The sequence below is a fragment of the Arthrobacter sp. NicSoilB8 genome (genome assembly GCF_019977355.1).
GTDB lineage: Bacteria > Actinomycetota > Actinomycetes > Actinomycetales > Micrococcaceae > Arthrobacter.
Genome location: NZ_AP024655.1, coordinates 4,098,089 through 4,110,050 on the forward strand (window position 1 = coordinate 4,098,089; position 11,962 = coordinate 4,110,050).

10 protein-coding genes are annotated in these 11,962 nt (G+C 68.1%); 6 read left to right on the plus strand and 4 right to left on the minus strand.

Annotated elements, in window-relative coordinates; genetic code table 11:
• Nucleotides 1–133 precede the first annotated feature (133 nt).
• From acs to LDO15_RS18495, 3 genes are all read left to right on the plus strand, one after another.
• Nucleotides 134–2,140 carry an acetate--CoA ligase gene (acs, locus tag LDO15_RS18485; protein WP_223980940.1) on the plus strand — a complete coding sequence of 669 codons (2,007 nt, stop codon included), beginning with the start codon at nucleotides 134–136 and terminating at the stop codon, nucleotides 2,138–2,140.
• Between the two features lie 260 nt (nucleotides 2,141–2,400).
• On the plus strand, nucleotides 2,401–2,877 hold the full coding sequence (aroQ, locus tag LDO15_RS18490) for a type II 3-dehydroquinate dehydratase (RefSeq protein WP_223980942.1): 477 nt from the start codon (nucleotides 2,401–2,403) through the stop codon (nucleotides 2,875–2,877).
• Nucleotides 2,878–2,879: 2 nt separating this feature from the next.
• The gene (locus LDO15_RS18495; protein ID WP_223980945.1) at nucleotides 2,880–3,980 is read left to right on the plus strand and encodes a DUF2332 domain-containing protein; all 1,101 of its coding nucleotides are present in this window, start codon (nucleotides 2,880–2,882) and stop codon (nucleotides 3,978–3,980) included.
• A 51-nt stretch (nucleotides 3,981–4,031) separates the two neighbouring features.
• Here the strand turns inward: LDO15_RS18495 and LDO15_RS18500 are convergent, their stop codons facing one another.
• Nucleotides 4,032–5,216, minus strand: coding sequence for a MarP family serine protease (locus LDO15_RS18500; protein ID WP_223980947.1), 1,185 nt, complete (start codon nucleotides 5,214–5,216; stop codon nucleotides 4,032–4,034).
• 222 nt (nucleotides 5,217–5,438) lie between these two features.
• Between LDO15_RS18500 and LDO15_RS18505 the strand changes: the two genes are divergently transcribed.
• Nucleotides 5,439–6,116: a Crp/Fnr family transcriptional regulator gene (locus LDO15_RS18505; RefSeq protein WP_011693220.1), complete on the plus strand. Its 678-nt coding sequence runs from the start codon at nucleotides 5,439–5,441 to the stop codon at nucleotides 6,114–6,116.
• Between the two features lie 593 nt (nucleotides 6,117–6,709).
• On the opposite strand, the gene LDO15_RS18510 is transcribed toward LDO15_RS18505, so the two are convergent.
• The 3 genes from LDO15_RS18510 to LDO15_RS18520 are packed head-to-tail and all read right to left on the minus strand — an operon-like array spanning nucleotide 6,710 to nucleotide 8,410.
• Nucleotides 6,710–7,621 (minus strand): NUDIX hydrolase, encoded by a 912-nt coding sequence (locus LDO15_RS18510; protein ID WP_223980949.1) that lies wholly within the window; start codon nucleotides 7,619–7,621, stop codon nucleotides 6,710–6,712.
• Nucleotides 7,622–7,637: 16 nt separating this feature from the next.
• Nucleotides 7,638–8,252, minus strand: a complete 615-nt coding sequence (locus tag LDO15_RS18515) for a RidA family protein (protein WP_223980951.1) — start codon at nucleotides 8,250–8,252, stop codon at nucleotides 7,638–7,640.
• A 2-nt stretch (nucleotides 8,253–8,254) separates the two neighbouring features.
• Nucleotides 8,255–8,410 carry a DUF4177 domain-containing protein gene (locus LDO15_RS18520; protein WP_009359196.1) on the minus strand — a complete coding sequence of 52 codons (156 nt, stop codon included), beginning with the start codon at nucleotides 8,408–8,410 and terminating at the stop codon, nucleotides 8,255–8,257.
• Between the two features lie 37 nt (nucleotides 8,411–8,447).
• On the opposite strand from LDO15_RS18520, the gene LDO15_RS18525 reads away from it, so the two are divergent.
• Nucleotides 8,448–10,724, plus strand: a complete 2,277-nt coding sequence (locus tag LDO15_RS18525; protein ID WP_223980953.1) for a transglycosylase domain-containing protein — start codon at nucleotides 8,448–8,450, stop codon at nucleotides 10,722–10,724.
• A 3-nt stretch (nucleotides 10,725–10,727) separates the two neighbouring features.
• A complete protein-coding gene (locus LDO15_RS18530; RefSeq protein ID WP_223980955.1) occupies nucleotides 10,728–11,675 on the plus strand; it encodes a metallophosphoesterase in 948 nt (315 codons plus the stop codon).
• Nucleotides 11,676–11,962 lie beyond the last annotated feature (287 nt).

Below are 11,962 nucleotides of genomic sequence, written 5' to 3' on the forward strand. Positions count from 1 at the left end.
CGTATTAGTGTTTATTGCAGAACAGCTCGCGGTACTGCCGTGATCTGCCGCCGCCCGACGCCGCGCATGCGGCCCGGCGCGGAGGCACCACGAACGTCCGCGCAGCACGGATCGATGAATGATGAGGTTCACCATGTCCCAGCAGACTCCCGGTTCCACGGCAATGCAGTCGCCCCAGGGCGATGCCTTCGAAAACCTGTCCCAGGAGAACCGCCGCTTCGCGCCGTCGGCCGAGTTCGCCGCGAACGCCGTGGTCACCGCCGGCGAGTATGCCGAGGCCGACGCCGACCATCCCGCCTTTTGGGCGAAGCAGGCCCGCGAGCTCCTGAGCTGGTCCAAGGACTTCACCCAGGCGCTGGATTGGTCCAACCCGCCGTTCGCGAAGTGGTTCGTCGGCGGGGAGGTCAACGCCGCGTACAACGCCCTGGACCGCCACGTCGAGGCTGGCAACGGGGACCGGGTGGCCATCTACTTCGAGGGCGAGCCCGGCGACACCCGCGCCTACACCTACGCCCAGCTCACCGAGGAAGTGAAGAAGGCCGCGAACGCCTTCGAGTCCTTGGGCGTGGCCAAGGGCGACCGCGTCGCCGTGTACCTGCCCATGATTCCCGAGGCCGTCATCACCCTGCTGGCCTGCGCGAGGATCGGCGCGATCCATTCCGTGGTCTTCGGCGGCTTCTCCGCCGAAGCCCTGCGGTCCCGGATCGACGACGCCGAGGCCAAACTCGTCGTCACGGCCGACGGCACCTACCGCCGCGGCAAGCCCAGCTCGCTTAAGCACGCCGTCGACGACGCGTTGTCCCACGACGGTCACACCGTCCAGAACGTCGTCGTGGTCAAGCGCAACGGCCAGGACGTGGACTGGCACGAGGGCCGGGACCACTGGTGGGCCGACACCGTCGGGACGGCCTCCGCCGAGCACACCGCCGTCGGCCACGACTCCGAACACCCGCTTTTCATCCTCTACACCTCCGGCACCACCGGCAAGCCCAAAGGCATCCTGCACACCACCGGCGGCTACCTCACCCAGGGCGCCTACACGCACAAGGCGGTCTTCGACCTGCACCCGGAGACGGACGTCTACTGGTGCACCGCCGACGTCGGCTGGATCACCGGGCACTCCTACGTCGCCTACGCCCCGCTCATCAACGGCGCCACCCAGGTCATGTACGAGGGCACCCCGGACTCCCCGCACCAGGGACGCTGGTGGGAGATCGTGGAGAAGTACAAGGTCTCCATCCTCTACACCGCCCCCACTGCCATCCGCACCTTCATGAAGTGGGGCAAGGAGATCCCGGCCAAGTCCGACCTCTCCTCGATCCGGGTCCTGGGCTCGGTGGGCGAACCCATCAACCCGGAAGCCTGGATGTGGTACCGCGAAGTCATCGGCGGTGACAGCGGCCGGAAGGAAACCCCGGCGCCGATCGTGGACACCTGGTGGCAGACCGAAACCGGGGCGCAGATGATCGCCCCGCTGCCCGGCGTCACGGCCACCAAGCCCGGCTCGGCCCAGGTCCCGCTGCCCGGCATCGCCGTGGACGTCGTGGACGAACTCGGCGAGTCCGTGCCCAACGGTTCCGGCGGCTACCTCGTCATCCGCGAACCCTGGCCCGCCATGCTTCGCGGCATCTGGGGGGACCCGGAACGGTTCAAGGAGACCTACTGGTCCCGCTTTGAGACCATGTACTTCGCCGGCGACGGCGCCAAGAAGGACGAGGACGGCGACATCTGGCTCCTGGGCCGTGTCGATGACGTCATGAATGTCTCCGGCCACCGCCTGTCCACCGCGGAAATCGAATCCGCGCTCGTCTCCCACCCGGCCGTCGCCGAAGCCGCCGTCGTGGGCGCCGCGGACGAGACCACCGGCCAGGCCGTCGTGGCCTTCGTCATCCTGCGTGGGGACGCCGTGGACACCGGCGAGGCCATCGTCGCCGAACTCCGCAACCACGTCGGCAAGGAGATCGGCCCGATCGCCAAGCCCAAGACCATCCTGGTGGTGCCGGAACTGCCCAAGACCCGCTCCGGCAAGATCATGCGCCGCCTGCTCAAGGACGTCGCCGAAGGCCGCGAGGTCGGCGACGCCACGACTCTCGCCGACAACACCGTCATGACCCAGATCGCGCAGTCACTGAAGAAATAGCCTGACGAAATAGCCGGCAGAACGGCCCGCCGGCATGCTTGGAACCCGGCGCAGGGACGACGGCGGCGCTGCCCAATCCGGCGGGCCGCGCCGCCGTCGTCGTTGAACCTGCCCCTCGGCACCGACGCCGCCGACACATCCGCAGGAACGAACGGCGCGGCAGAATCAAACCGGGTGGCTGTAACAACCGGCTGGCTTTAACAAACTGAGTGGCAGTAACGAACAGCGCAGGCGGGGCGCGGCGCGATAGATTTGCAGACATGACTGAAGCCACCCCCGCCAGTGCTGCCGGCCGCGGCACCATCCTGGTTCTCAACGGACCCAATTTGAACCTACTCGGCAGCCGCGAACCCGAGAAGTACGGGACAGCGACGCTCGCCGACGTCGAACAGCTCGCCAAAGACGCCGGTGCCGCGCACGGCCTGGACGTCGAGTGCTTCCAGTCCAACCATGAGGGGGCTCTCGTGGACGCCATCCACGCCGCGCGCGGGAAGGCGCTGGGAATCGTGCTCAACGCCGGCGCCTACACGCACACGTCGGTGGCCATCCGGGACGCCATATCCGCCGTTGCGCTGCCCACGGTCGAGGTGCACATCACCAATGTTCACGCCCGCGAGCCGTTCCGGCACCATTCCTACCTTTCGGACATTAGCAAGGCCGTGATCGCCGGCGCCGGGATCCTGGGCTACCGCTTCGCGGTGGAATACCTCGCCGGACTGCACACGGCCAAGGACTGAGCATGTCCGCCGCGGAGCACGTAGGGGCGTCCGGGGAACCGGCCAGAAGTTCGGGCACGGATTCAGGCACGGAACCGGGCACGGATTCGGGCACCGCGCAGTGGTACAGGCACTTTGGCACGTTCGATGCGCCGGGTTCCTCCCCCTGCTATGCCGAGTGGGCGGTGGGGATCGCCGGGGACGCCGAGCTGATCCGGCGGATCGACTTGTGGCCGTACAACAAGCGCCAGCCACTGCTGCTCCTCGCCGCGGCCCGGTTCCTCGGCGCACAGATCAGCCCCTACCGTGACTTCCGGAACTTCCTGGACGGACACTGGGCCGCGGTCTCGGACATCGTGCTGTCGCGTGCCACCCAGACCAACGAGGCCGGACGCTGTACCACCCTGCTGCCGTCCCTCGCCCAGATCTCGGCCACCGAGGGCCGGCCGCTGGCCCTGATCGAGGTGGGCGCCTCGGCCGGCCTGGCGCTGTTCCCGGACCGCTACGGCTACGAGTACGTCGCGGAAGCCGCGGAGGCAAGGACGACGCGACTGGATCCTGCCGGCGCACGGCCCGGCACCTACCCGGTCCTGCGCTGCGTCACCTCAGGACCGGTCCCGCTGCCGGCGGCACTTCCCCAGGTCGTCTGGCGCGCCGGGATCGACCTCAACCCCTTGGATGTCCGCAACCGGGACGACGTCGCCTGGCTGGAAGCCCTCGTCTGGCCGGAGCAGGAGTTCCGTCTCGAACGGCTGCGGCAGGCGATCGCCATCGCCCGGGAGGACCCGCCGCTGCTGGTGTCCGGCGACCTCAACGAACAGCTCGTGGGACTCGCCGCCCGGGCTCCGGAAGACGCCGCCCTGGTGGTGTTCCACAGCGCCGTCATGGCCTACCTCGACGGCGCCGGCCGCACCCAGTTCCGCCGCACCATGGCGGATCTCGCGGCGGAGCGGGGCTGCCACTGGCTCTCAAACGAAGGCCACACGGTGCTCGCCCAGGCCGACGGGTCCAGCGTGGTTCCGGAAATGGACGACGCCCGGCTCCGCGGCCGGTTCCTGCTGCTCCAGGACGGTGAGCCGGCTGCCATCGCGGGCCCGCACGGCCAGAGCTTGGAGTGGCTGTAGCCCGCGGCGGCTAGCGCCTCGGGGTGACAGACCCGCGGGTGGCCCAGCCGGCTACTTCTTGACGCACTGTCCGGAGGACACTGCGCTGCCGAGCCCCGGCGCCTGGGCCGCAACGGGGCCAAGATCGTTCATGGTGATGGCGAATCCGAGCGAGGACTCCGTGGTGGCTTTGGCAAAGACGACCCCCGCCACCTGCCCGTCCATGGTCAGGAGCGGGCCCCCGGAGTTGCCCGGCTGCACGTCGCCGGCGATCCGGTACACGTCCTCGGGCGCCGCATTGTTGCCGTAGATGTCGGGGACGAGCACGGTGGTGATGTCCTGCACCGTGGCGGGTTTGGACTGGAAGGGGCCGCCGTGCGGATATCCGGCGAAGGCTGCGGCGCTGCCGGCCGGCAGGTCGGAGGCCAGCGGGAGGGGCTCCGAGCGCAGACCGTCCACGGCCACGACGGCGAGGTCGTGCTGGGTGTCGAAGTACACGACGCGCCCGGGCAGGGCCCGGCCGCCGGGCGTCTCCACCACCGGCTCATCCACTCCGGCGACCACGTGGGCGTTGGTCACCACACGCCCGGGAGCGACCACGAAGCCGGTTCCGGTCTGGTTCTGGCCGCACTGGTAGGCGGTTCCGGCGATCTTCAGCACCGACGCGGCGGCCTTGTTCAGCGCCGGGGTGTCCGTGTTGGTGTCCGGGACGGCGACCGGCTGGCTCTGGCCGAAGCCGTCGAGCAGGGTGGGTATGCCCTCGCCGATCACGGCGGACCGCAGTTGCGCCATCGATGCCTTGACCGGCGTCGGCGTCACGCCGTCGATGAACCTGATGACTTTGGACTCGGCGAGCTGCTGGGACACGAACGGCACGCCCAGTGCCCCGATGCTGAAGGCCAGCATCGACATCACGAGGGCGGACACCACCACGTTCACGCCTCCGCCGACTAGGCGGTCCGCCGCCCGCAGGGGGCTGAAAGGCACGACGCTGCGGATTTGCCGTCCGATCATGGTGCCGAGGCCGTTCCCCACGATCATCAGCAGGACCGCGGTGGCGATAATCGCCGTCAGGCGCCAGCCGCTGTCCTCCACGAGCCCGCTGACGATGGGAACGGAAACGAAGGCGGCGACCGCGCCTGCTGCGAATCCCGCGATGCCTCCGAGCGTCACCAGGAAGCCGTTGCGAAGGCCGTGGATCAGGTAGGACAAGAGCGCCACGACCAACACCAGGTCCAAAATGGTCAAGCCAAACACCGGGGCTCCTCACAGACAGTTAAGCCACGATTCTAGCGGTGTAAGCTGAACGTTTGCCGACCGGCCGCCGCTCTGGAGGGTCTGCCGGGAACTGCGGGGACATCCCGGGCCGTTCGCATTCGGACCCATCGGGCGTTTCGGTGCCAACTACGTCACAGAAGCGCCAAAATTCTGAAAGAATGGCTGAAGCGCCCCAGCCGACACAGCTAGTCAGGAGATTTCATGGATATCGAGGTATTGCGCCGCGCACCCCTTTTCGCCACGCTCGACGACGAGGCGTTCCGTCTGCTGACGGACGAACTCACCGAGGTGGACCTTTCACGCGGTGCCTCGGTATTCCGGGAAGGCGACCAGGGCGACCAGCTCTACTTCATCGTCTCCGGCAAGGTAAAGCTCGGCCGCACGTCGCCGGACGGCCGCGAGTCATTGCTTGCCATCCTCGGCCCGGGTGAACTTTTCGGCGAAATGGCCCTCTTCGACCCCAGCCCGCGGACGGCCACGGCAACCGCCGTGTCTGAGACGCGTCTCGCCGGGCTGAAGAACGAGAGCCTCAACGCGCTGCTCCGCACCCGCCCCGAGGTTTCGGCCCAGCTGCTGCAGGCCCTGGCCCGCCGCCTGCGCCGCACGAACGATTCCCTCTCCGACCTCGTCTTCTCCGACGTCCCGGGCCGTGTGGCCAAGGCGCTGCTGGATCTGGCCGACCGCTTCGGCCGCCCCGCGACCGACGGCGTCCTGGTCGCTCACGAACTGACGCAGGAAGAGCTTGCCCAGCTGGTCGGCGCCTCGCGCGAAACGGTCAACAAGGCCCTCGCTGAGTTCGTGCAGCGCGGCTGGCTCCGCCTGGAAGCCCGCGCCGTCGTCATCCTCGACATGCAGCGCCTGCGCCAGCGTTCCCGCTAGGAATCATCAGCAGCAGGCACGGAGGCCGGTCCCTACGGGGCCGGCCTTCTGTTGTTCCGCGCCCGGCCGTTCCGCGGGACATGTCCCGTTGGCCGCTGACCCCATTGGGCAGTGCAGCGAGGGACATGCCATTGGAGGCCGCCGCAACGCCTGGACATGTCCAGCCCCGGCAGCCAGGACTGGACATAATGCCACTATGTCCACCGGCCAGAGCCAACGGAGGGCATGCCCCCGGGCCGGCGCAGGGCACAGGGGGACATGCTCAGCCGCACGGCGCAGCGGAGGGCATGTCCCCCGGGCTTGCGCGGCATACGGAGGAGCATGCCCAGTCCGGCTGTGCCAGGCTGACCTGACGTGGGATACGCGGGCCGGGCGCCAGACTGGGCAGGGGATGTGGGAATGTCTCAGCTGTTCCGCGCAGCGAGGGGCATGCCCATTGGAGGCCGCAGCATCGCCTGGACATGTCCAGCCCCGGCAGCCAGGAGTGGACATAATGCCACTATGTCCACCGGCCAGGGCCACCGGAGGGCATGCCCCCGGGCCGGCAGGCGCCGCGCAGCAGACCAAGGCCGCTCAGGCCAGGCGCTGCGGTTTTAGCGCTCCCGCTGGGGTTCGCCGGCCACGGTCTTGGCGGCCTCGACTTCGAGCATGAGCCGGCCCTCTTCCTCGACGAGCTTCGGCTGGTAGACGTGGGCCTTGCGCTTGTAGCTGAGGTAGGCGATGCAGCCGTTGGCCTTGGCCATTTTCTCGAGCATGATCTCGGAGCCGGGCACCAGGAGTTCGCCCAGGGTCCGGCCGACCGTGTTTTCCTGCCCCACCTCGTCGCCAAGAACGGTGGTGTCCCGCTCGCGCACCACCTGGCGGACGCACACCCAACGGCCCCACACGCCCTTGCTGGCCAGCAGTGAGGGCTGCTGGTTCACGGGCAGGGTGGCGGCAAAGTAGCGGGTGTTGAACCGGCGGTGCGCAAAATCGGGGCTGAGCCAGTTGACCAGAGGTTTGAGCAGGTCCGTGCGCAGCGAGAGCCCGCGCTTGGCAAGGACATCCGTGAAGGATTTCTCCTGCTCCGCCACGGCTTCGCGGGCACGCATCCATTCGGCGCTGGAGGTCGATTCCACCGTGGTGGACAGGTCCGGGCCGGCCAGCAGGATGCCGGTCTCCTCAAAGAGCTCACGGATGGCGCCGACGACGTGGCGGCGCGCCAGCCCGACGTCGGTTGTCCCCATCTGCTCGGCCCAGTGCTGGGGCGAGGGGCCCAGCCAGCCGACGGCGTCGTCGTCGGACGCCTCCAGTGATCCCCCGGGGAAGGCGAGGACACCGAGCGGGGAGGACCCCGTCCGGTACCCGAGCCAGGTCTCCAGGCCGGTGGGCGAGTCGCGCAGGAGGATCACCGAGGAGGCGTAGCGCGGGGCGCGGGGCGTGCGCTCGCCGTGTTCAAGCCAGCTGCGCGCTGCTCCTTCGAGGTCGGGGGGCAGAACGAACAGGCGGCGTGCTAACTGAGGCAACGAAGTGACCGGCCTTCTAGGCGAATTCGGCGATCAGTTCGACTTCAACGGGAGAGTCGAGCGGCAGGACGGACACCCCGACGGCGGAACGGGCGTGCTGGCCGGCGTCACCGAGGACCTGGCCCAGCAGCTCCGACGCGCCGTTGATGACACCGGGCTGGCCGATGAAGGAAGGATCGGAGGACACAAACCCGACAACTTTGACAATCCGCGTGATGCGGTCGAGGTCGCCGATCACACTCTTGACGGCGGCCAGGGCGTTGACGGCGCAGACCGCGGCGTAGGCCTTCGCCGCTTCCGGGGACACGGTGGACTCGTCCGCGGCGCCTTCCGATCCGGAGGACACCTTGCCGGTGGCCTCGAGCCTGCCGTTGATGAACGGCAGCTGCCCGGAGGTGTAGACGTGGTTGCCGGAAATGACGGCAGGAACGTAGGCGGCTACCGGGGCGGCGACATCGGGGAGCGTCAGGCCCAGCTCCGCGAGACGCTGTTCGACGGCGGATGACGCGCCCGCGACGCCGGCCTGGCCTGCTGCCCCGGCCGGTACTGCGCCGGCCGTCGTGACAGTGCTTTCGGAGATGTTTTCCGAGCCGGCCGGCGTGGCCGGGGCGGCTTCTGAGGGGTTGCTCATGGCTACTGCTTCTCCCGCTTCAGGTAGGCAACCAGGCCGTTTCCGTCGGGGCCCGGGACAACTTGGACGAGCTCCCAGCCGTCCTCGCCCCACTGGTCCAGGATCTGCTTTGTGGCATGGATGATGAGCGGAATCGTGGCGTACTCCCATTTGGTCATGACATAAAGCCTAGTCGTTGCCGGTAAAGTGGAAAACATGGCGACTGGCAAGAACCCTTTATTCGACACGGCCACCACCCTCGGAAAGATCTTTCTTTTCCTGGGCGTGAGCGCCATTTGCGGCGTCCTGGTGGCGGGCCTCCTGGTCCCCGCGGCGGCCGTTTCGGGCAGCGCGGCGAGCGGATCCATCCAGTTCTTTGACACGCTTCCCGCGGAGCTGAAGGTCGATCCGCCGAGCCAGTCGACGACGATCCTGGCCTCCGACGGCAGCGTGATCGCCAATCTCTACGCGGAAAACCGGACCCGTGTGTCGCTTGACCAGATGTCCCCGCACATCAAGAACGCGATCATCGCCATCGAGGACAGCCGGTTTTACGAGCACGGCGGCGTGGACACCACCGGCATCCTGCGCGCCCTTGTCAGCACGGCCCGCGGCAACAAGCAGGGTGCGTCCACGATCACGCAGCAGTACGTGAACAACGTCATCAACTCCTCGCTGGAGGCCGAAGGCAAGGGCGACGAGGTCCTCCTCAACGGCGTCAACAAGGGCGTCGGGGACAAGCTGCGCGAAATGAAGCTGGCCATCGCGCTGGAGAAGAAGTTCACCAAGGAGCAGATCCTCGAGGGCTACCTGAACATCGTGTTCTTCAACCGCGACGCCTACGGCATCGAAGCCGCGTCCAAGTTCTTCTTCAGCACCACGGCCAAGGACCTGACCCTGCCGCAGGCGGCACTGCTGGCCGGCGTCGTGAACAGCCCCTCCTACTACGACCCCATCACGAACCCGGAAAACGCCAAAACCCGCCGGGACCTCGTGCTCAAGGCCATGCTGACCCAGGGCAAGATCCAGCAGGCGGATTATGATGCCGCGGTCGCGACGCCGGTGGAGACCAAGGTCACCCAGCCCCGCCAGGGCTGCGCCTACTCGCAGACGGCGCCGTATTTCTGCGACTACGTGCTGCACCTGCTGCTGAACAACCCCGCCTACGGCGCCGACGCCGCCGAGCGCGAGCGGAAGATCTTCCGCGGCGGCCTGACCATCAAGACCACCCTGGATCCGAACGCCCAGGCCGTGGCCCAGGCCCAGGTGGACGCTTCGGCCGGCGCCAACCCGGATAAGTGGGGCGCCTCGCTCGTGTCGGTGCAGCCCGGCTCCGGCAAGATCGTCTCCATGGCCCAGAACACCGTCTGGTTCCCGGCCGACGGAAAGTTCGACCAGACCCAGAACTTCAACGTGGACAGCCAGGACGCCAAGGGCAACGACCTCAACGGCCTCGGCGGCTTCCAGCCGGGCTCTACGATGAAGCCCTTCACGTTCGCGGAGTGGCTCAATGAGGGCAAGTCCATGAACACGCAGCTCAACGGAGCCGTCCGCCGGTACCCGCAGTACTTCCCCTGGAAGAACACCTGCCCGGCACCGACCGTCGGCTGGTATGACGCGTCCAACGGGACCCACGATCTGCAGAACGCGGAGGAGGGCTACTACAAGTACATGTCCGTCCTCGATGGCCTGGCGAACTCCATCAACACCATCACGTTTGCCACCGCGGCCCAGGTGGACCTGTGCGGGATCCAGAAGATCGTCGACGCCGTCGGCATCCACGGCGGCCTGCCCACCGCGGACAGCCCCAATCCCCAGGTCCCGATGACCACCCTCGGCAACCTCATCGGGTCCACCCAGACGGCACCGCTGACCATGGCCAGCGCGTTCGCCACGTTCGCCAACGACGGCAAGTACTGCGAGCCGATCGCCATTGATTCGGTGACCGACGCGACCGGTGCCCAGCTGCCGGCCCAGACGCCCAACTGCCGGGACGCGGTCAGTCCCGACGTGGCCCACGGTGTCGCCTACGCCATGCAGGAAGTGCTCAACCGGGGCTCCGGCTCGCTCATCCAGCCGCGGATTTCGACCAGGACCACTTTCCCCATCGCGGCCAAGACCGGAACCAACGACACCAACAGCTCCACCTGGGTGGCGGGCTACACCAAGGGCCTGGCAACGGCCACGTGGTTCGGCGATCCCCTGGGCAACCAGCAGCGGGCCGGCCAGAACGTCACGATCAACGGCAAGTTCTACAAGGGCATCGACGGCTACATGATCGCCGGGCCGCAGTTCTCCAACTACATGGCCCAGGTGGCTCCGTCCTACGGCACCGATCCGTTCCCGGCTCCGCCGTCGAACCTGCTCAACGCGCCGGCCCCGGTCGCGCCGCCGCGGACGTCCACCCCGACGAGCCAGAGCACCGAGCCGGCCACGCAACCGTCCGCCGACCCGTCACCGGCACCGGCGCCGACGAAATCCAGCAAGAAGTAACCCGTGCTCCGGGGGAATGATCTGGCGGGCCGCGTTCGAAGCATCGGACGCGGTTTTGCCGTGACCGCCGCGCTCGGCACGGCGGCAGGGGCGGCCGCCGCCGGCTACGGGCTGTGGGAGAAGAACCAGTTCGAACTCCGGGAGGAGACCCTTCCCATCCTGCCGGCCGGCTTCGGCCCGTTCCGGATCCTTCATCTCTCCGACATCCACTTCGTTCCGGGCCAGCACCGGAAGGCCCGGTGGCTGTCGTCCCTAGCCGAGCTGAAGCCGGACCTCGTGGTGAACACCGGCGACAACCTCAGCCATGCCAAGGGCGTGGACCCCCTCGTGGCGGCCCTGCGTCCCCTGCTGGAGTTCCCCGGCGTGTTCGTTCCCGGTTCCAACGACTACTTCGGCCCCAGCTTCAAGAACCCGGCCTCCTACCTGCGGGGGCCCTCGGCCCAGCGCAAGGACCCGGAGAAACTCGACTGGCCGCGGCTGCGCTCAGAGTTCGGCATGTCCGGCTGGGTGGATCTGACCAACCGCTGCCAGTCCCTCGTGCTCAAGGGCATCCGCTTCGACTTCTCCGGCGTCGACGATCCCCACCTGCGCCTCGAACGGTACGCGGGCTGGCCGCGCGGCACCAAGGGCCGGGACGCCGATCCGCACCTGCGCGTCGCCGTGGCGCACGCGCCCTACCAGCGCGTCCTCGACCACTTCACCCAGGCCGGAGCCGACCTCCTGCTGGCCGGCCACACCCACGGCGGGCAGATCTGCATCCCGGGCTACGGGGCACTCGTGACCAACTGCGACCTTCCCACCTGGCGGGCCCGGGGCCTGCAAGCGTGGGAAAGCAACGGGAGCACGACGCCGGTGAACGTTTCCGGGGGCATCGGCACCTCCCGCTTCGCCCCGGTCCGCATCGCCTGCCGTCCCGAAGCAGTCCTGCTCACGCTGACCTCCCGCGCCTAGCCCTGCGCGGGCGCCTCCCGAGCCCAGCGGGTGGACATGCTCCCCCGTACCGCCTCCGCCGGGGAATGCCCTCCCGTCATGCTCCAACCCAGTGGACATGCCCTCCGCTGACCGCGGGCACTGGACATATGGGCATCATGCCCACCGCACAAGGCCAGGGCTGGACATGTCCCACCGGGAATGGCACGGCGACCGGACATGTCCTCCCCTCCAGGCTCAAGCAATAAACACGCCCTCCTCCGCGCTCCTCGATGCTGGACATGCCCTCCCTTTGTGCCCCCCGCCCA

Bases quoted from the DNA above. Each gene is read 5' to 3' on its own strand.
- aroQ (WP_223980942.1), top strand. From the start codon at position 2,401: ATGACTGAAGCCACCCCCGCCAGTGCTGCCGGCCGCGGCACCATCCTG.
- LDO15_RS18520 (WP_009359196.1), bottom strand. From the start codon at position 8,410: ATGACCAAATGGGAGTACGCCACGATTCCGCTCATCATCCATGCCACA.
- LDO15_RS18505 (WP_011693220.1), top strand. From the start codon at position 5,439: ATGGATATCGAGGTATTGCGCCGCGCACCCCTTTTCGCCACGCTCGAC.
- acs (WP_223980940.1), top strand. From the start codon at position 134: ATGTCCCAGCAGACTCCCGGTTCCACGGCAATGCAGTCGCCCCAGGGC.
- LDO15_RS18525 (WP_223980953.1), top strand. From the start codon at position 8,448: ATGGCGACTGGCAAGAACCCTTTATTCGACACGGCCACCACCCTCGGA.
- LDO15_RS18495 (WP_223980945.1), top strand. From the start codon at position 2,880: ATGTCCGCCGCGGAGCACGTAGGGGCGTCCGGGGAACCGGCCAGAAGT.
- LDO15_RS18515 (WP_223980951.1), bottom strand. From the start codon at position 8,252: ATGAGCAACCCCTCAGAAGCCGCCCCGGCCACGCCGGCCGGCTCGGAA.